Origin of the sequence: Alteriqipengyuania abyssalis (assembly GCF_019857185.1) — a bacterium.
GTDB classification, from domain to species: Bacteria; Pseudomonadota; Alphaproteobacteria; order Sphingomonadales; family Sphingomonadaceae; genus Alteriqipengyuania; species Alteriqipengyuania abyssalis.
The window spans coordinates 196,060-209,359 of record NZ_JAHWXP010000002.1; the positions used below are offsets into that span (position 1 = coordinate 196,060).

Below are 13,300 nucleotides of genomic sequence, written 5' to 3' on the forward strand. Positions count from 1 at the left end.
GTGCTGGTATAAGGAAACACCGGATGTCGAGAATCATCAAGAAAAGCCTGGCTTGCGCTCTCGTACTCGGCGCTGCGACCGCGCCGACTCTCGCGATGGCGCAGCAAGACGTGCCGGATATCTGCACCCGCGAAGCCCGCACCTACAGCGAATGGGTCGCACAGATTTTCTTGTGCCACTGATCGCTCCTCGAAAGCAGCTTGCTTAATCGGAGGATGGGGCCGCGACACCGGGGGTGAGCGCGGCTCCGTCCTTCGAGGGAGCGTTGATCGAGAGCATCTTGCGCAAGGCGGGGCCGACCCGCTTTTCGAACCCGTCGGCAAGGCTGAAACCGGCCGGCACGATGAGCAGCGTCAGCAGCGTGGAGACGACCAGTCCGCCGATCACCATGGTGCCCATTGGCGCGCGCCATGCCCCGTCGCCCGATCCGAGCACGCCCGAGAGCGCGGTGGGGATCATCCCGGCGGTCATCGCAAAGGTCGTCATCACGATGGGCTGGGCGCGCTTGTGCCCTGCATCGATGATGGCATCCATCTTGTCCTGACCATGCGCCATCGCCTCGATCGCGAAGTCGATCAGCAGGATCGAGTTCTTCGACACGATGCCTAACAACAGCAGCACACCAATATAGACGGGCATCGACTGCGGCTGGCCGACCAGCCAGACCAGGAAAATGCCGCCCAGGGGGGCGAGCGCAAGGCTGGTCATGTTGACCAGCGGACTCATCAGACGCTTGTAGAGCAGCACCAGCACCGCGAAGACCAGCAACACACCGGTCGGAACCGCGATCGCGAAGTTCGTCATGAGCTCGTTCTGGATTTCTTCCTCGCCCACGGCATCACGCGTCACACCCGCAGGCAAATCCTGCAGCACCGGCAACTGCTCGATCTGCGCGCGCGCCTCGCCCGTCACCACGCCTTCGGCGAGGTCGGCACCGACCAGGATGCGGCGGCTCTGATTATAGCGCTGGATCGCGGTCGGCCCCGAACCGAAGCGGATATCTGCAACCCGGCTCAGCGGAACGGTCCCCCCGCGAAGGGTCGGCACCGGCAGGTTCTCGATCGTGGTCAGACTCTCGCGCGAGGCTTCGGGCAGTTTCACGCGGATCGGGATCTGGCGATCCGACAGCGAGAACTTCGCGGCGTTCTGCTCGATCTCACCCAGAGTCGCGATCCGGATCGTCTGGCTCAACGCGATCGTCGACACGCCGAGATCGGCGGCCAGATCGGGCCGGGGCTCGATGATCAGCTCGGGCCGGGAAAGATCGGCGTTGATGCGCGGGGCGACAATGGTCTTCAGCCCCTTCATCTGCTCGACCAGCTGCGATGCGGTTTCCTGCAACACTTCGGGATTCGATCCGGCGAGCATCACGGTGATGTCACGGCCGCTGCCGCCGCCGCCGCCCTGCTGCGACTGGAAGCGCACGCGGGCATCGGGAATGGTGGCAAGCAGAGGTGCGAGCTGCCGCTCGAACTGGATCGAGGTCCGTTCACGATCAGGCGACAAGGTGATGTAGATTGTCGCACTACCCATCCGCACGCGCTCCAGCGCACGCAGCACCTCGGGCTGTTCGTAAAGCAGGGTCGCGACCCGGTCTGCGACCGCCTCGGTATCTTCCAGCGTCGTCCCCGGGACCATTTCGATCTGGACCTGGCTGTTGTCGCTGTCGACGTTCGGCTGGAACTGGCCGGGCACACTCATGAACAGCTGCACGGTCAGAAGCAGCGCGAAATAGCCGATCATGAGCATCCACACGCGATGGTCGTAGAAGCGCGCCTCGAGATAGCGCCACACTTCGCGCGCACGCGGGCCGAACACCGAGCTCAGCAGGCCGAGCAGCTTGAGCACGATCCAGCCAGCGGCGAAGGCGATCGCGGCGGCCAGCGCCATCTGCGCCACCCCGACGATCCGGTTATAGAATGTGCCCGCCACGGACTCGGGTGAAGAGGCGACCGCGCCACCCACTTTCGCGGCAAGACCCAGCCCGCTCAGCGCGCCGTTCACACCGAAGAAGGCCACGGCGGTCACCGCAATCAGCAACAGCGCCGTCACCAGCAGCGCGGGCAGGTAGGCGAAACGCTTCTTGGGCGGCTCGATTCCCTCGCGACGGCGAAGCATCTTGCCGCGTTCGAGCGACCAGTGGAGGATGCCCATGTAGCGGTCCATCATCGGACCCTCGCCATGGCTCGCGTGGCCCTTGGACTTGAGGAAGTAGGCCGCCAGCATCGGCGTGATCATGCGCGCCACCGCGAGCGACATCAGCACCGCGATCACCACGGTGATCCCGAAGTTCTTGAAGAACTGGCCGGAAATGCCCGGCATCAGGCCCACGGGCAGGAACACCGCGACGATGCAGAAACTGGTCGCGACCACCGGCAGGCCGATCTCGTCCGCCGCATCGATCGACGCCTGGTACGCGTCCTTACCCATTCGCATATGTCTGACGATGTTCTCGATCTCCACGATCGCATCGTCGACCAGCACACCTGCCACCAGCGCCAGTGCCAGCAATGATAACGAGTTCAGGTTGAACCCGAGCAAATCCATGAACCAGAAGGTCGGGATCGCCGAGAGCGGGATGGCAACGGCGGAAATGAACGTCGCGCGCCAGTCGCGCAGGAAGAAGAACACCACCACGACCGCGAGCAGCGCGCCCTCGATCATCATCGCCATCGAGCTTTCGTACTGTTCCTCGGTATACTTCACCGTGTTGAACAGCTGGATGAAGCGCACGCCCGGGTTTTCCGCCTCGATCTTCTCGATTTCCTCAAGCGCGTCGTGGAAGGTCGAGACATCGGACGCGCCCTTGGCACGCGACATGGCGAAGTTGACGACTTCCTTGTCGCGCACCTTGCTGATCGACGTCTGCTCGGAATAGCCGTCGCGCACGGTCGCAACATCGGCGAGCTTGATCGTGCGCCCGTCGCCCAGCTGGATCTGCTGCTGCGACAGCGCGTAGGCGTCCTGGCTGTTGCCGAGCACGCGGACCGACTGGCGCGTACCCCCGACCTCGGCCGCGCCGCCAGCAGCGTTCAAGTTGTTCTGCCGCAGAACCTGGTTGAGCTGGCTGGCGGTGACACCGTAGGACTGGATGGCCTGCGGATTGAGGATCACCTCGATCTCGCGATCCACCCCGGCGAAGCGATTGACCTCGGCCATCCCTTCGACGCCGAGCAGGCGCTTCGACACGACATCGTCGATGAACCAGCTGAGCTGCTCAAGCGTCATGTCGTCGGCTTCGACCGCGTAGATCCCCAGGAAACCGCCGGAAATTTCCTGCTTGGAAACACGCGGTTCGAGGATCCCGTCGGGCAGCGAGCCGCGGATCGTATTGATCGCGTTGGTCACCTCGGACACCGCGTCATCCGGATCGGTCCCGATCTCGAATTCGATGAAGGTGCTGGAACTGCCTTCCGACGCGGTCGAATTGATCGTCTTCACGCCGTTGATCGAACGCACGGCGGATTCGACCAGCTGGGTGATCTGGTTCTCGATCTCGGTCGGCGCGGCGCCGGGCTGCGAAATGTTGACGTTGACCGCGGGGAATTCGATCTCCGGGTTGTTGACCACGTCCATCCGGCTGAAGCTGAGCAGACCGGCCAGCAACAGCGCGGTGAAGAAGACCAGCGGAATGACCGGGTTGCGGATCGACCACGCGGAGATGTTGCGGAAGTTCATCGTGCTCAGTCCTTCTGCGCGACCGGGTTGACCCGTTCGCCGGGATTGAGGAAGCCGCCTGCGCGCAGGACGACCTGCTCGTCACCCGAGAGCCCGCCGGTAATCGCGACCCCGCGCGACGTAACCATTCCGGTCTCGATCGCGCGGCGAACGACGGTGTTGTCCGGGCCGACGATGTAGACGTAGCTGCCCTCGTCATCGGCAAGGACCGCGCTTTCAGGCAGCAGCGGAGCAACCGTGGTACCGCTGCGGATGGTTGCGGTGGCAAAGCCGCCGGGCCGCAGGCCGGGTGCGTACTTCAGCGCGATCCGGGCAACGCCCTGGCGGCTCTGCGGGTCGACGGTCGGCTCGATCTGCCAGATCTGGCCGGTATAGTTCTCGTTCGATCCGACCGGGGAAACCTCTGCAGGGACCCCGACAGACAGCTTCTGCAGTTCGTTCTCGCCAACCTGAGCGCGCAGTTCCATCTGGCCACCCTGGGCAATCACGAAGACCGACGGCGTGCCACCGCCCACCGTCTGCCCGGGCTCGATATTGCGTTCCAGGATAAGGCCCGATGCGGGCGCGATGATGTTGAGCCGCGCATTACGCTCGCGCAGCTCGCCCAGCTGGGCCTGCGCCACAGCAACCCGCGCACGGGCTGCATCGCGCGTCGCGGTCAGGCGGTCGACATCGGCTTGCGAGACGAACCCGCGCTCGACCAGCTGGAGCGCACGGTCGAGATTGCTCTGGGCCAACTCGGCGTCCGCCCGGGCGACCTGGATTTGCGCGGCCTGCGCACGCGCCTGCTGGTTCTGGACGGAGCGGTCGATCGACGCGAGCACCTGCCCGGCATTGACCCACTGGCCCTGTTCGACGTTGACCGAAACGACCCGGCCGCCTTCGCCGACCACGCCAACGGGGAGCGAACGCCGCGCGGCGATGGTGCCGGTCGCGGTGATGGTTCCCTCGATCGAGCCCCTGCCCGGCTTCATGACCGTGATGTCGGCCGCCTGGGAGCCCGCATCGGCCGGGGCCGGGGCCTCGTTGGTCGAGCTGAGGTAGAACCAGCCGCCAATAAGCAACGCGACCACGACGACCGCCAGGATGATGACAATGCGTGTCCGCCCACCCTTCGATTCACTGTCCGGAGTGGTCGTGTAGGGGTTGCTCATCCTGCCCTCATCTTCGTCGTGTCCGACCGTCGGCTGATAATTCATGTTCGGTCCGTTCGCACTGGCGGTTGCTTCGCCTCTCCGACGCAGGTCGGGGGCGATTTATCGATCCGGACTTGCCTTAGGGCCGCTATTCGCAACCGGCAATCGGCTCCTCTACCAACTGCCTAGCAAGCCTGACGAACGAGAGCTGTGTTCGGGGCCGCGCAGCGCACAGCAAAAAAAGGCGGTGCGACCCGCTGGCCGCACCGCCTTTTCCGGTGTCTCTATGACGTACCGAGCTTAGCGAACGCGCCCGCGCTGCACCAGATTGGCGATCGCGAGCAGGATCACGGCACCGACGATGGCGACGATGAAGCCGGTCAGGCTGAATTCGCCGATCGGGCCACCCACGCCGAAGAAGGCGTTGCCGACCCAGTTACCGATCAGCGAGCCGATCAGGCCGACGATGATGTTCCAGAAGATGCCCATCGAGGCATCGCGGCCCATGATCATGGAGGCGATCCAGCCTGCCACACCGCCGATGATAATCGCGATAATCCAACTCAACATGTCCCAGCTCCTGTTTTTATTCCACCCCGTTCGGGTCACGGGTCAGCAACGGGAGCGAGGGACAGGAGGTTCCCGACGGGCGACGAATTGTCGCCTGCCGGGCCGCCGGAAACGTGGCGAAATCAGTATTTCAGCTGGCGTTCGTAAAGATCGCGATAGTGCTGGATCCGGGTGACGCGCAGGCCCTGCATGCCCGAACGGTCGACCGCGCGCTGCCAGGAGGCGAACTCCTCCAGCGTCAGGCCATAGCGTTCCAGCACTTCGTCGATGGTCAGCAGGCCGCCATTGACTGCGGCGACGACCTCCGCCTTGCGGCGAACGACCCAGCGCTTGGTCTTGGGGCTGGGCAGATCCGCCAGCGTCAGCGGCTCGCCCAGCGGGCCGATAACCTGGTCGGGTTTGATTTTCTGGTTCTCGATCATTGGTTCTCTCGATCGCGCTCGGGGGACGGGTTGGCGCTGGAAGAAGCCCTACCCCGGCTCGCTTTGCGGCGCGCTAAAGACACAAGGTTAACGCCGCGTTCGTCTTTTGCCTCGGTTCGGTCGAAGGACGGGCCGGCCTGCGAAAGGAGGCCGGGGTCCTGCGTACGCAGGGCGCGCGAAAGGCTGATCGCGGCGGCCAGTTCGGACCACCCGACTCGCCTGAGTCCGTGCTCATCTGCCGCTGGCTTGGCCGCGGCGATCTTGTCTGCTCCCTCGAACATGCCCCCTGCCTAACCCGAATATGGTCAAGAGAGGGTAAATGCCGCCATAAGTCAGTCGCTTGGCGCGGGCCTGCGTTAACGCGAGCGCCGCCCGCAAACGGCGCTTTTCTTGTCTCTTGGGCCCGCGGGTCTATATGCGGGGCTTACGAGTATCCCCATGACCGACACCACCTTCCTCTCGAACGCCGATCAGGCCGCGAACCTGTTCGATCTGCCGCGCCCGGCCTCCGAGTGCCGGATCGTGGTCGCGATGTCGGGCGGGGTCGACAGTTCGGTCGTCGCCGCGCTGGCCGCGAAGACGGGCGCCGACGTGGTCGGAATCACACTCCAGCTCTACGATTATGGCGCCGCGACGGGCCGCAAGGGTGCCTGCTGCGCGGGCGACGATATCGCCGACGCGCGCGCCGTGGCGGACCGGCTGGGGATCGCGCATTACGTCTTCGATCATGAGAGCGCGTTTCGCGAATCGGTGGTCGAGCAGTTTGCCGACGATTACCTCGCTGGACGCACGCCGGTGCCCTGCATCCGCTGCAACATGGGCCCCAAGTTCACCGACCTTTTGACCATGGCGCGCGAACTGGATGCCGATTGCCTCGCCACCGGGCATTATGTGCGCCGGGTCATGGGTGCGGGCGGATCGGAACTGCACCGGGCCGAAGATGCCGGGCGTGACCAGAGCTATTTCCTGTTCGCGACGACCCAGCCGCAGCTCGATTTCCTGCGCTTCCCGCTGGGCGGGATGCCCAAGTCGCAGGTCCGCGCGCTCGCTGAGGAAGCGGGTCTGCGCAACGCGGCCAAGCCCGACAGCCAGGACATCTGCTTCGTGCCCGACGGCAATTATGCCGGCATCGTCAAGAAGTTGCGGCCAGAAGGCGCGACGCCCGGTGCCATCGTCCACGCGCGCACCGGCGAAACGCTGGGCGAGCATGCAGGCGTAGTCCACTTCACCGTCGGCCAGCGTCGCGGGCTCGAGATCGGCGGTCAGCCGGAGCCGCTTTACGTGGTCGAGCTCGATGCGAAATCCGCGGAAGTGCGCGTCGGGCCCAAGGCCATGCTTGCCACCGCGAGCGCACAGCTGGTCGACACCAACCGGATCGGCCCGCTGCCCGACCTGCCGCTGACGGCCAAGGTCCGCTCGCTCGCCAAACCGGTGCCGGTCACGCTGGAAGGCTCGCTGGGCGAGGGATCACCCGTCACGATCACCTTCGACACGCCCGAATACGGCGTCGCTCCGGGGCAGGCGGCGGTGATCTATGCGGGCGACCGGGCAGTCGGCGGCGGCTGGATCGACAGCACCCGGCCCGCGGCCTGACACGCGCCAACCCGCGCTAGTCTTCCCACTTCTCCAGCACGCAGCCATAGCCTTCGCGATATGTCGCGGTCTGGCTGGCGAGCAGCGGGAACGTGGCGGTAACGCTCTTCGTCGCCGGATCGTCGGACAGGCGGACCAGTTCCATCCCGGCGACCTTGTCTTTCGCGCAATCGCCGATCGGGCGGCCACCGATATAGCGGCACGAGCAGCCGACCCGCGCCGCGTAGGCCGCGCCGGTCACGGCATAGCCGTTGATCGCCGTGCGATTGGCGAAGAACGCGATCGCCGCGATGCTCGCCAGCACCAGCAGCGCGACCAGCAGGATGCGCGGCCACAGGCGGCGGCGGGCGCCCTGGCGGCTGGCGGTGTAAGCGGAATGGGTATCTGTCGTTGCCAAGCGGGCTTCTCTCGTGCGAATTGCTGCGCATGTCTTCGCCCCGCGCCCGTGCGCTTGCAACCCCCGTCTGCCTCACCCTCCCCCTCGCTCTGTGCCTCGCCGCGTGCGGTGGGGGCGCGGAGACCGATCCGGGCGCAACCGAGGCCGAACTGTCGGTGATCGGGGACAATCCCGGCGTCGGGCGGGAGCGGCTGGCGATGGAATTCGGCGACCTGTTCGAGGATGAGCAGGGCCTTGGCGAAACCCGCGCCGCGCTGGTCATGCACGCGGGCGAGATCGTCGGCGAGCGCTATGCCGACGGCTATGATGCAGACACCCGCTTCATCAGCTGGTCGATGGCCAAGACGGTGACTGCAGTGATGATCGGCATGCTGGTCGCCGATGGCGCGCTGGAGCTGGATGCGCCCGCGCCGGTGCCCGAATGGCAGCGCCCCGGCGATGCGCGCGCCGAGATCACTTTGCGCGACCTCCTCCAGATGCGTTCCGGCCTCGACCATACAGAGGGCGGCGAGGTGCCCTATGAATCGAGCGAAGTGCGCATGCTGTTCCTCGACCAGCGCGACGATATGGCGAAGTTCGCCGAGGAACAGCCGCTGGAGGCCGAGCCGGGCGAGAAGTTCGAATATTCGAGCAACACCACCGTGATCCTCGCCGATATCGCCGCCGACGTGCTGACCAGGGACAGCCAGGACCCGGAGGAACGGCGCAAGGCGGTCGATACCTACCTGCGCACTCGCCTGTTCGGCCCGCTGGGCATGACTTCGATGGTGCCGGAATACGACGCAGCGGGCACGCTGATCGGCGGCAGCGCGATCCACGGTACCTTGCGCGACTGGGCGCGCTTCGGCGAATTCCTGCGCAATCACGGCAGCTATCGGGGGACCCAGCTGGTCCCGCGCCAATGGATCGACTTCATGGTCGAACCCAGTCCGCCCGCGCCGTTCTACGGCGGGCAGATCTGGCTCAACACGCAGGCCTCCGATCCGCAGAACCAGCTTTATCCGATCGACAATCCGCAAGGCATCTTCGCCGCGATCGGGCACATGGGCCAGTACATCGTGGTCTCACCCAAACAGAAGCTGACGATCGTGCGGCTGGGCCATTCGGACGCGGAAGAACGCCGCGCGCTGCTGCGCCAGATCAACGATCTGGTGGAACTCTACCCCACGCCATAACGCGGTGAGGGGCGCGGCCCCGCCCGCACGCCCTATTCGGGCAGGTGGAACTTGCCCTCGACAACGGTGACGCATGGTCCGCCGAGCCACACCCGCTCGCCATCCATCCGGCAATGCAGATGCCCGCCACGCGCGGAGGCCTGAAACGCGCTCATCGTGTCGCGGCCCAGCCGCTGCGCCCAGAACGGAGCCAGCGCCGCATGGGCCGATCCCGTGACGCTGTCTTCCGGCACGCCCCAGGCGGGCACGAACACGCGGCTGACGATGTCGGTCTCGTCGCCCGGCGCGGTGCAGATGACCATCCGGTCGATCTTGGCGAGTGCGCGCATGTCCGGCTCCAGCGCGCGGACCTCCGCTTCGTTTTCGAGCAGCACGATGGTAGTCTGTTCCGCCCCGCTGACCGATTCGAACAGCGGCGCGGAGACGTGCAGTGCATTGAGCAGAGAGGGATACTCGCCCTCCTCCACCCTGGTGATCGGCAGCGCGAGCTCATAACCCGATTCGACCCGCCGCACTTCGAGCAGGCCCGCCTTGCGGGTGCGGAATGTCACCGAATCGCTGTCGCCGCTTTCGTTTCCGAAGCGGTTGTCCGGGTCCAGCAGCACGTGCCCCGCGGCCAGCGTGGCATGGCCGCACAGCGCGACCTCGCTGGTCGGGGTGAACCAGCGCAGCTCCCAGTCGGCCCCGCCGCTGGTGTCGCGCACCACGAAGGCGGTTTCCGCGAAATTGTTCTCTTCTGCGATCGCCTGCAGCGTCGTATCCGACAACCACGAGGCGAGCGGCATCACCGCCGCCTGGTTGCCCGCGAAGGGCCGGTTGGCGAAGGCGTCGACGTGCCAGTAAGGCAGCGTGGTCATGGTTTGCTCTCCAGCTTGGCGAACTCGTCTTGCTCGACGAGTGTGTTTCCGGGCTCATCGACATGACCGGCAGGGTCGATGTGGATCAGCAGCTCGGCCTCTGGAAATTCGAGGCCCAGCTCCTGTTCGACCCGGTCGATGATATCGTGAGCCTTCTCAACGGTGTAGTCGCCGGGGAGGTCCACATGAAATTGAACAAAATCGATTCCGCCGCTCGTGCGCGTGCGCAAATCGTGCAGGCGGGCGAGTTCGGGATGGCGCGCTGCGACCTCGACGAAGCGGCGGCGCTTTTCCTCCGGCCATTCGCGATCCATCAGATGATCGACCGCTTCCGAGCCCGCACGCCAGGCGCCCCACAGCAGCCACGCGGCGATCGCGAGGCCGAATAGCGGATCCGCCCACGCCACGCCGAGATAGCGATCGAGCACCAGCGCCGCGATCACTGCGAGATTGAGCAGCAGGTCCGACTGGTAATGCACATGATCGGCATGGATCGCGAGCGAGCCCGTCCGCGCGAGAACGTAACGCTGAAAGGCAAGCAGCGCGAAGGTTGCAAGGATCGCGATCACGCTGACCACGATCCCTTCCTGCGCGGCGACCACCCGCTCGCCTTCGACCAGCGCCTGCCCGGATCGCATGGCGATGCCTGCGGCGGACACCGCGATCAGCATCACCTGAAAGATCGCTGCCAGCGCTTCCGCCTTGCCATGCCCGAAACGGTGGGTGGAACTGGCCGGACGCGCAGCGACGATGACGCCGAGCAGGGTGACAAGGCTCGCCACCAGATCGAGCGCGCTGTCCGCCAGGCTGCCGAGCAGCGACACCGAACTGGTCTGCCACACCGCCCATAGCTTGAGCGCGACCAGCAGCAGCGCGGTCGAAATCGATGCGATGGCGGCGGCGCGGCCGAGGTTTGCCCTCTCGCTGGCCGACCCGCTCCTCATGGGAACAGCAGCGTGCTCGTCCAGCCGTCGCCCTCGCGCAGAAACACGCGGCGATCGTGCAGGCGGCTGTCGCGGTCGAGCCAGAATTCGATCCGCTCGGCGTGCAGGGTGAACCCTGTCCAGTGCGCGGGCCGCTCCACCTCGCCGCCCGCAAAGCGTGCCTCGGCTTCGTGATAGCGTGCGACAAAGGCCTCGCGATCCGCGAGCGGGCGCGACTGGTCTGACGCGACCGCGCCAAGCTGCGCCGGGCGCGAGCGCGAGTGGAAATACTCGTCGGCGGTCGCGTCGCTCACCTGGGTGAGCGGGCCTTCGATGCGGATCTGGCGGCGCAGGCTCTTCCAGTGGAACAGCAGTGCGGCATGCGCATTGGCGCGAATTTCCTCGCCCTTGCGGCTCTGCGCGTTGGTGTAAAAGGTGAATCTGCCCTCGCCGAAGTCCTTCAGCAGCACCATCCGTACCGACGGGCGACCCTCTGGCGTGGCGGTTGCCAGCGCCATTGCGTTCGAATCGTTCGGCTCGCTCGCGCGCGCTTCGGCGTACCACTGGTCGAACAACGCCAGCGGGCCATCGGTGGGCAGCGCGCTGCTGGTGGCGGGCGTATGGGAGGTGTCGCTCATGCTCCGGTCCCTAGCCCCGCCCGTGCAGAGCCGCAATTGGCGCATTCATTTGGTAAGGAGTGCTTGGTAAACACCCGGCCATGTCGGCGTTAATCAAGCCCGTGATCCTGTGCGGCGGCGGAGGCACACGCCTCTGGCCACGCTCTCGCCCTGCCCGGCCCAAACCCTTCCTGCCGCTGCTGGGCGAGCGGACGCTGTTCCAGCAGGCGCTCGACCGGGTGGCCGATCCCGATCAATTCGCCGCCCCCCTGGTGGTCGCGGGCGAGGCGCATGTGCCGCTGGTGCGCGAACAGTGCGGCGATGAGCTTGCGATTATCGCTGAACCGATGGGCCGCAACACCGCGCCCGCGATCGCGCTCGCCGCGCTGCGCGCGCAGGAAGGCAGCGTGCTGCTGGTCTGCCCGAGCGACCATTATATTGCCGATGCGCCCGCATTCCGGGAGGCCGCTCGCTCCGCAGCGCAGCTGGCCCAGCAGGGCTGGCTGGTCTCCTTCGGGATCGAAGCAAGCCATCCACACACCGGCTACGGCTACCTCAAGCGGGGGGAGGCTCTCGCGGACGGCTTCCGGCTCGACGCGTTCGTCGAAAAGCCGGACCTTGCCACTGCGCAGCGCTTCCTTGCCGATGGCCACTACAGCTGGAACGGCGGGATCTTTGCCTTTGGCCGCGACGTATTCCTGAAAGAGCTCCGCAGACACCGACCGGAAATGGCGGTCCTGTGCGAGGCTGCAGTGGCGCAAGGCACCGAGGACGGGGCGCTGTTCCGCCCCGATGCCAAGGTGTTCGAGACGATCCGGGGCGAATCGATCGACTATGCGGTGATGGAAAACACCGCCCATGCCGCAATGGTCCCCGTCTCCATGGGATGGTCCGATATCGGCAGCTGGGACGCGCTGCGCGAGGCGCGCGGAGGCGCCTCTCGCGGGCCGCACGAACTGCTGGATTGCAGCGGAGTGATGGTCGACAGCGACGGGCCGCGGGTATCGGTGGTCGGGCTGGACGACGTGATCGTGGTGGTCGACGGCGACGAGATTCTCGTCATGCGCGCCGATGCGGCGCAGGATGTCGGCAAGCTGGACGGAGCCTCTCTCTCATGAGGACGCTCCCGGTCCATCTGGTGCGCAAGGTGTGGGGTCGGCAAACGCCGCCTGCGCCTTTCGCCAATCCGGGCGAAGAGCCGCTGGGCGAGATCTGGTTCGATCCGCCGCCCGAGCTCGACAGCCTGCTGGTCAAGTTCATCTTCACCGATGCCGCGCTGTCGGTGCAGGTCCACCCCGACGATGCGCAGGCCCCGGCAGGCCAGCGGGGCAAGAACGAGTGCTGGTACATCCTCGATGCGCAGCCCGGCGCGACCATCGCGGTCGGGCTGGAGCGGACGATGAGCGTGGACGAACTGCGTGCAGGGGCGCTCGACGGATCGATCGAGAGCGCGGTCCGCCGGCTCGAAGTGCAGCCGGGCGATTTCGTGTCGATCCCGGCCGGCACGATCCACGCGATCGGCCCGGGCATCAGCCTGCTGGAGGTGCAGCAGAACAGCGATGTGACCTATCGCCTATACGATTACGGGCGCCCGCGCGACCTGCATCTCGAAGAGGCGCTGCGGGTGGCCCGGCGTCAGCCGTTCGACGACGCTCTGCTGACCCGTGCCGGTGAGACGAGCGGCGACTATGCCGAACTCATCGACGGGCCGTTTTTCCGGGTCGCGAAACTGACCGGTTCTGCCGCTTTGCCGGAACGGCGTTTCGGGCGCGAGTGTCTGGTTCTGCCGCTGTCCGAAGGGGTCACGCTGGACGAACAGCCGCTGCCCGTGGGCAGTTGTACGCTTTCGCGCGGGCTGCGCGGCCTTGCGCTGCGACCCGACGCGAGTGCCATTCTGGTCGAGGAGACCCGCGTTGCAAATGCCTGATTGTG

The 13,300-nt window shown here is 65.9% G+C and carries 13 protein-coding genes; 5 read left to right on the forward strand and 8 right to left on the reverse strand.

What is annotated here, in order from left to right; all coding sequences use genetic code 11:
• Nucleotides 1-23: 23 nt before the first annotated feature.
• Nucleotides 24-182 (forward strand): hypothetical protein, encoded by a 159-nt coding sequence (locus KYN89_RS06070; RefSeq protein ID WP_222824275.1) that lies wholly within the window; start codon nt 24-26, stop codon nt 180-182.
• 22 nt (nt 183-204) lie between these two features.
• Here the strand turns inward: KYN89_RS06070 and KYN89_RS06075 are convergent, their stop codons facing one another.
• From KYN89_RS06075 to sciP, 4 genes are all read right to left on the reverse strand, one after another.
• Nucleotides 205-3,678 carry an efflux RND transporter permease subunit gene (locus tag KYN89_RS06075; RefSeq protein WP_222824276.1) on the reverse strand — a complete coding sequence of 1,158 codons (3,474 nt, stop codon included), beginning with the start codon at nt 3,676-3,678 and terminating at the stop codon, nt 205-207.
• Nucleotides 3,679-3,683: 5 nt separating this feature from the next.
• A complete protein-coding gene (locus KYN89_RS06080) occupies nt 3,684-4,877 on the reverse strand; it encodes an efflux RND transporter periplasmic adaptor subunit (protein WP_222824277.1) in 1,194 nt (397 codons plus the stop codon).
• 237 nt (nt 4,878-5,114) lie between these two features.
• Nucleotides 5,115-5,384, reverse strand: a complete 270-nt coding sequence (locus KYN89_RS06085; protein ID WP_010235583.1) for a GlsB/YeaQ/YmgE family stress response membrane protein — start codon at nt 5,382-5,384, stop codon at nt 5,115-5,117.
• 122 nt (nt 5,385-5,506) lie between these two features.
• Nucleotides 5,507-5,806, reverse strand: coding sequence for a CtrA inhibitor SciP (sciP, locus tag KYN89_RS06090; protein WP_010235586.1), 300 nt, complete (start codon nt 5,804-5,806; stop codon nt 5,507-5,509).
• Nucleotides 5,807-6,244: 438 nt separating this feature from the next.
• On the opposite strand from sciP, the gene mnmA reads away from it, so the two are divergent.
• The gene (gene mnmA / locus KYN89_RS06095; RefSeq protein WP_222824278.1) at nt 6,245-7,399 is read left to right on the forward strand and encodes a tRNA 2-thiouridine(34) synthase MnmA; all 1,155 of its coding nucleotides are present in this window, start codon (nt 6,245-6,247) and stop codon (nt 7,397-7,399) included.
• Between the two features lie 16 nt (nt 7,400-7,415).
• On the opposite strand, the gene KYN89_RS06100 is transcribed toward mnmA, so the two are convergent.
• Entirely contained in the window at nt 7,416-7,796 is a 381-nt protein-coding gene (locus tag KYN89_RS06100; RefSeq protein WP_222824279.1) for a hypothetical protein, read from the reverse strand.
• A gap of 29 nt (nt 7,797-7,825) precedes the next feature.
• On the opposite strand from KYN89_RS06100, the gene KYN89_RS06105 reads away from it, so the two are divergent.
• Nucleotides 7,826-8,971 carry a serine hydrolase domain-containing protein gene (locus KYN89_RS06105; RefSeq protein ID WP_222824280.1) on the forward strand — a complete coding sequence of 382 codons (1,146 nt, stop codon included), beginning with the start codon at nt 7,826-7,828 and terminating at the stop codon, nt 8,969-8,971.
• A 32-nt stretch (nt 8,972-9,003) separates the two neighbouring features.
• Here the strand turns inward: KYN89_RS06105 and KYN89_RS06110 are convergent, their stop codons facing one another.
• From KYN89_RS06110 to pdxH, 3 genes are read right to left on the reverse strand one after another with little or no spacing between them, the layout of a single operon-like run.
• Nucleotides 9,004-9,828, reverse strand: a complete 825-nt coding sequence (locus KYN89_RS06110) for a PhzF family phenazine biosynthesis protein (RefSeq protein ID WP_222824281.1) — start codon at nt 9,826-9,828, stop codon at nt 9,004-9,006.
• Entirely contained in the window at nt 9,825-10,772 is a 948-nt protein-coding gene (locus KYN89_RS06115; protein ID WP_222824282.1) for a cation diffusion facilitator family transporter, read from the reverse strand. Before KYN89_RS06115 ends, KYN89_RS06110 begins: the two co-directional genes overlap by 4 nt.
• Nucleotides 10,769-11,389, reverse strand: coding sequence for a pyridoxamine 5'-phosphate oxidase (gene pdxH, locus KYN89_RS06120; RefSeq protein WP_222824283.1), 621 nt, complete (start codon nt 11,387-11,389; stop codon nt 10,769-10,771). The genes KYN89_RS06115 and pdxH overlap by 4 nt, the downstream gene beginning before the upstream one ends.
• A gap of 80 nt (nt 11,390-11,469) precedes the next feature.
• Here pdxH and KYN89_RS06125 point away from each other — a divergent pair, with 80 nt between their 5' ends.
• Nucleotides 11,470-12,486, forward strand: coding sequence for a mannose-1-phosphate guanylyltransferase (locus tag KYN89_RS06125; RefSeq protein ID WP_222824284.1), 1,017 nt, complete (start codon nt 11,470-11,472; stop codon nt 12,484-12,486).
• Entirely contained in the window at nt 12,483-13,295 is an 813-nt protein-coding gene (locus KYN89_RS06130; RefSeq protein WP_222824285.1) for a class I mannose-6-phosphate isomerase, read from the forward strand. The genes KYN89_RS06125 and KYN89_RS06130 overlap by 4 nt, the downstream gene beginning before the upstream one ends.
• The last annotated feature ends 5 nt before the right edge of the window (nt 13,296-13,300 follow it).

Bases quoted from the DNA above. Each gene is read 5' to 3' on its own strand.
- pdxH (WP_222824283.1), bottom strand. From the start codon at position 11,389: ATGAGCGACACCTCCCATACGCCCGCCACCAGCAGCGCGCTGCCCACC.
- KYN89_RS06105 (WP_222824280.1), top strand. From the start codon at position 7,826: ATGTCTTCGCCCCGCGCCCGTGCGCTTGCAACCCCCGTCTGCCTCACC.
- KYN89_RS06115 (WP_222824282.1), bottom strand. From the start codon at position 10,772: ATGAGGAGCGGGTCGGCCAGCGAGAGGGCAAACCTCGGCCGCGCCGCC.
- KYN89_RS06070 (WP_222824275.1), top strand. From the start codon at position 24: ATGTCGAGAATCATCAAGAAAAGCCTGGCTTGCGCTCTCGTACTCGGC.
- mnmA (WP_222824278.1), top strand. From the start codon at position 6,245: ATGACCGACACCACCTTCCTCTCGAACGCCGATCAGGCCGCGAACCTG.
- KYN89_RS06130 (WP_222824285.1), top strand. From the start codon at position 12,483: ATGAGGACGCTCCCGGTCCATCTGGTGCGCAAGGTGTGGGGTCGGCAA.
- KYN89_RS06085 (WP_010235583.1), bottom strand. From the start codon at position 5,384: ATGTTGAGTTGGATTATCGCGATTATCATCGGCGGTGTGGCAGGCTGG.
- KYN89_RS06125 (WP_222824284.1), top strand. From the start codon at position 11,470: ATGTCGGCGTTAATCAAGCCCGTGATCCTGTGCGGCGGCGGAGGCACA.
- KYN89_RS06080 (WP_222824277.1), bottom strand. From the start codon at position 4,877: ATGAATTATCAGCCGACGGTCGGACACGACGAAGATGAGGGCAGGATG.
- KYN89_RS06075 (WP_222824276.1), bottom strand. From the start codon at position 3,678: ATGAACTTCCGCAACATCTCCGCGTGGTCGATCCGCAACCCGGTCATT.
- KYN89_RS06110 (WP_222824281.1), bottom strand. From the start codon at position 9,828: ATGACCACGCTGCCTTACTGGCACGTCGACGCCTTCGCCAACCGGCCC.
- sciP (WP_010235586.1), bottom strand. From the start codon at position 5,806: ATGATCGAGAACCAGAAAATCAAACCCGACCAGGTTATCGGCCCGCTG.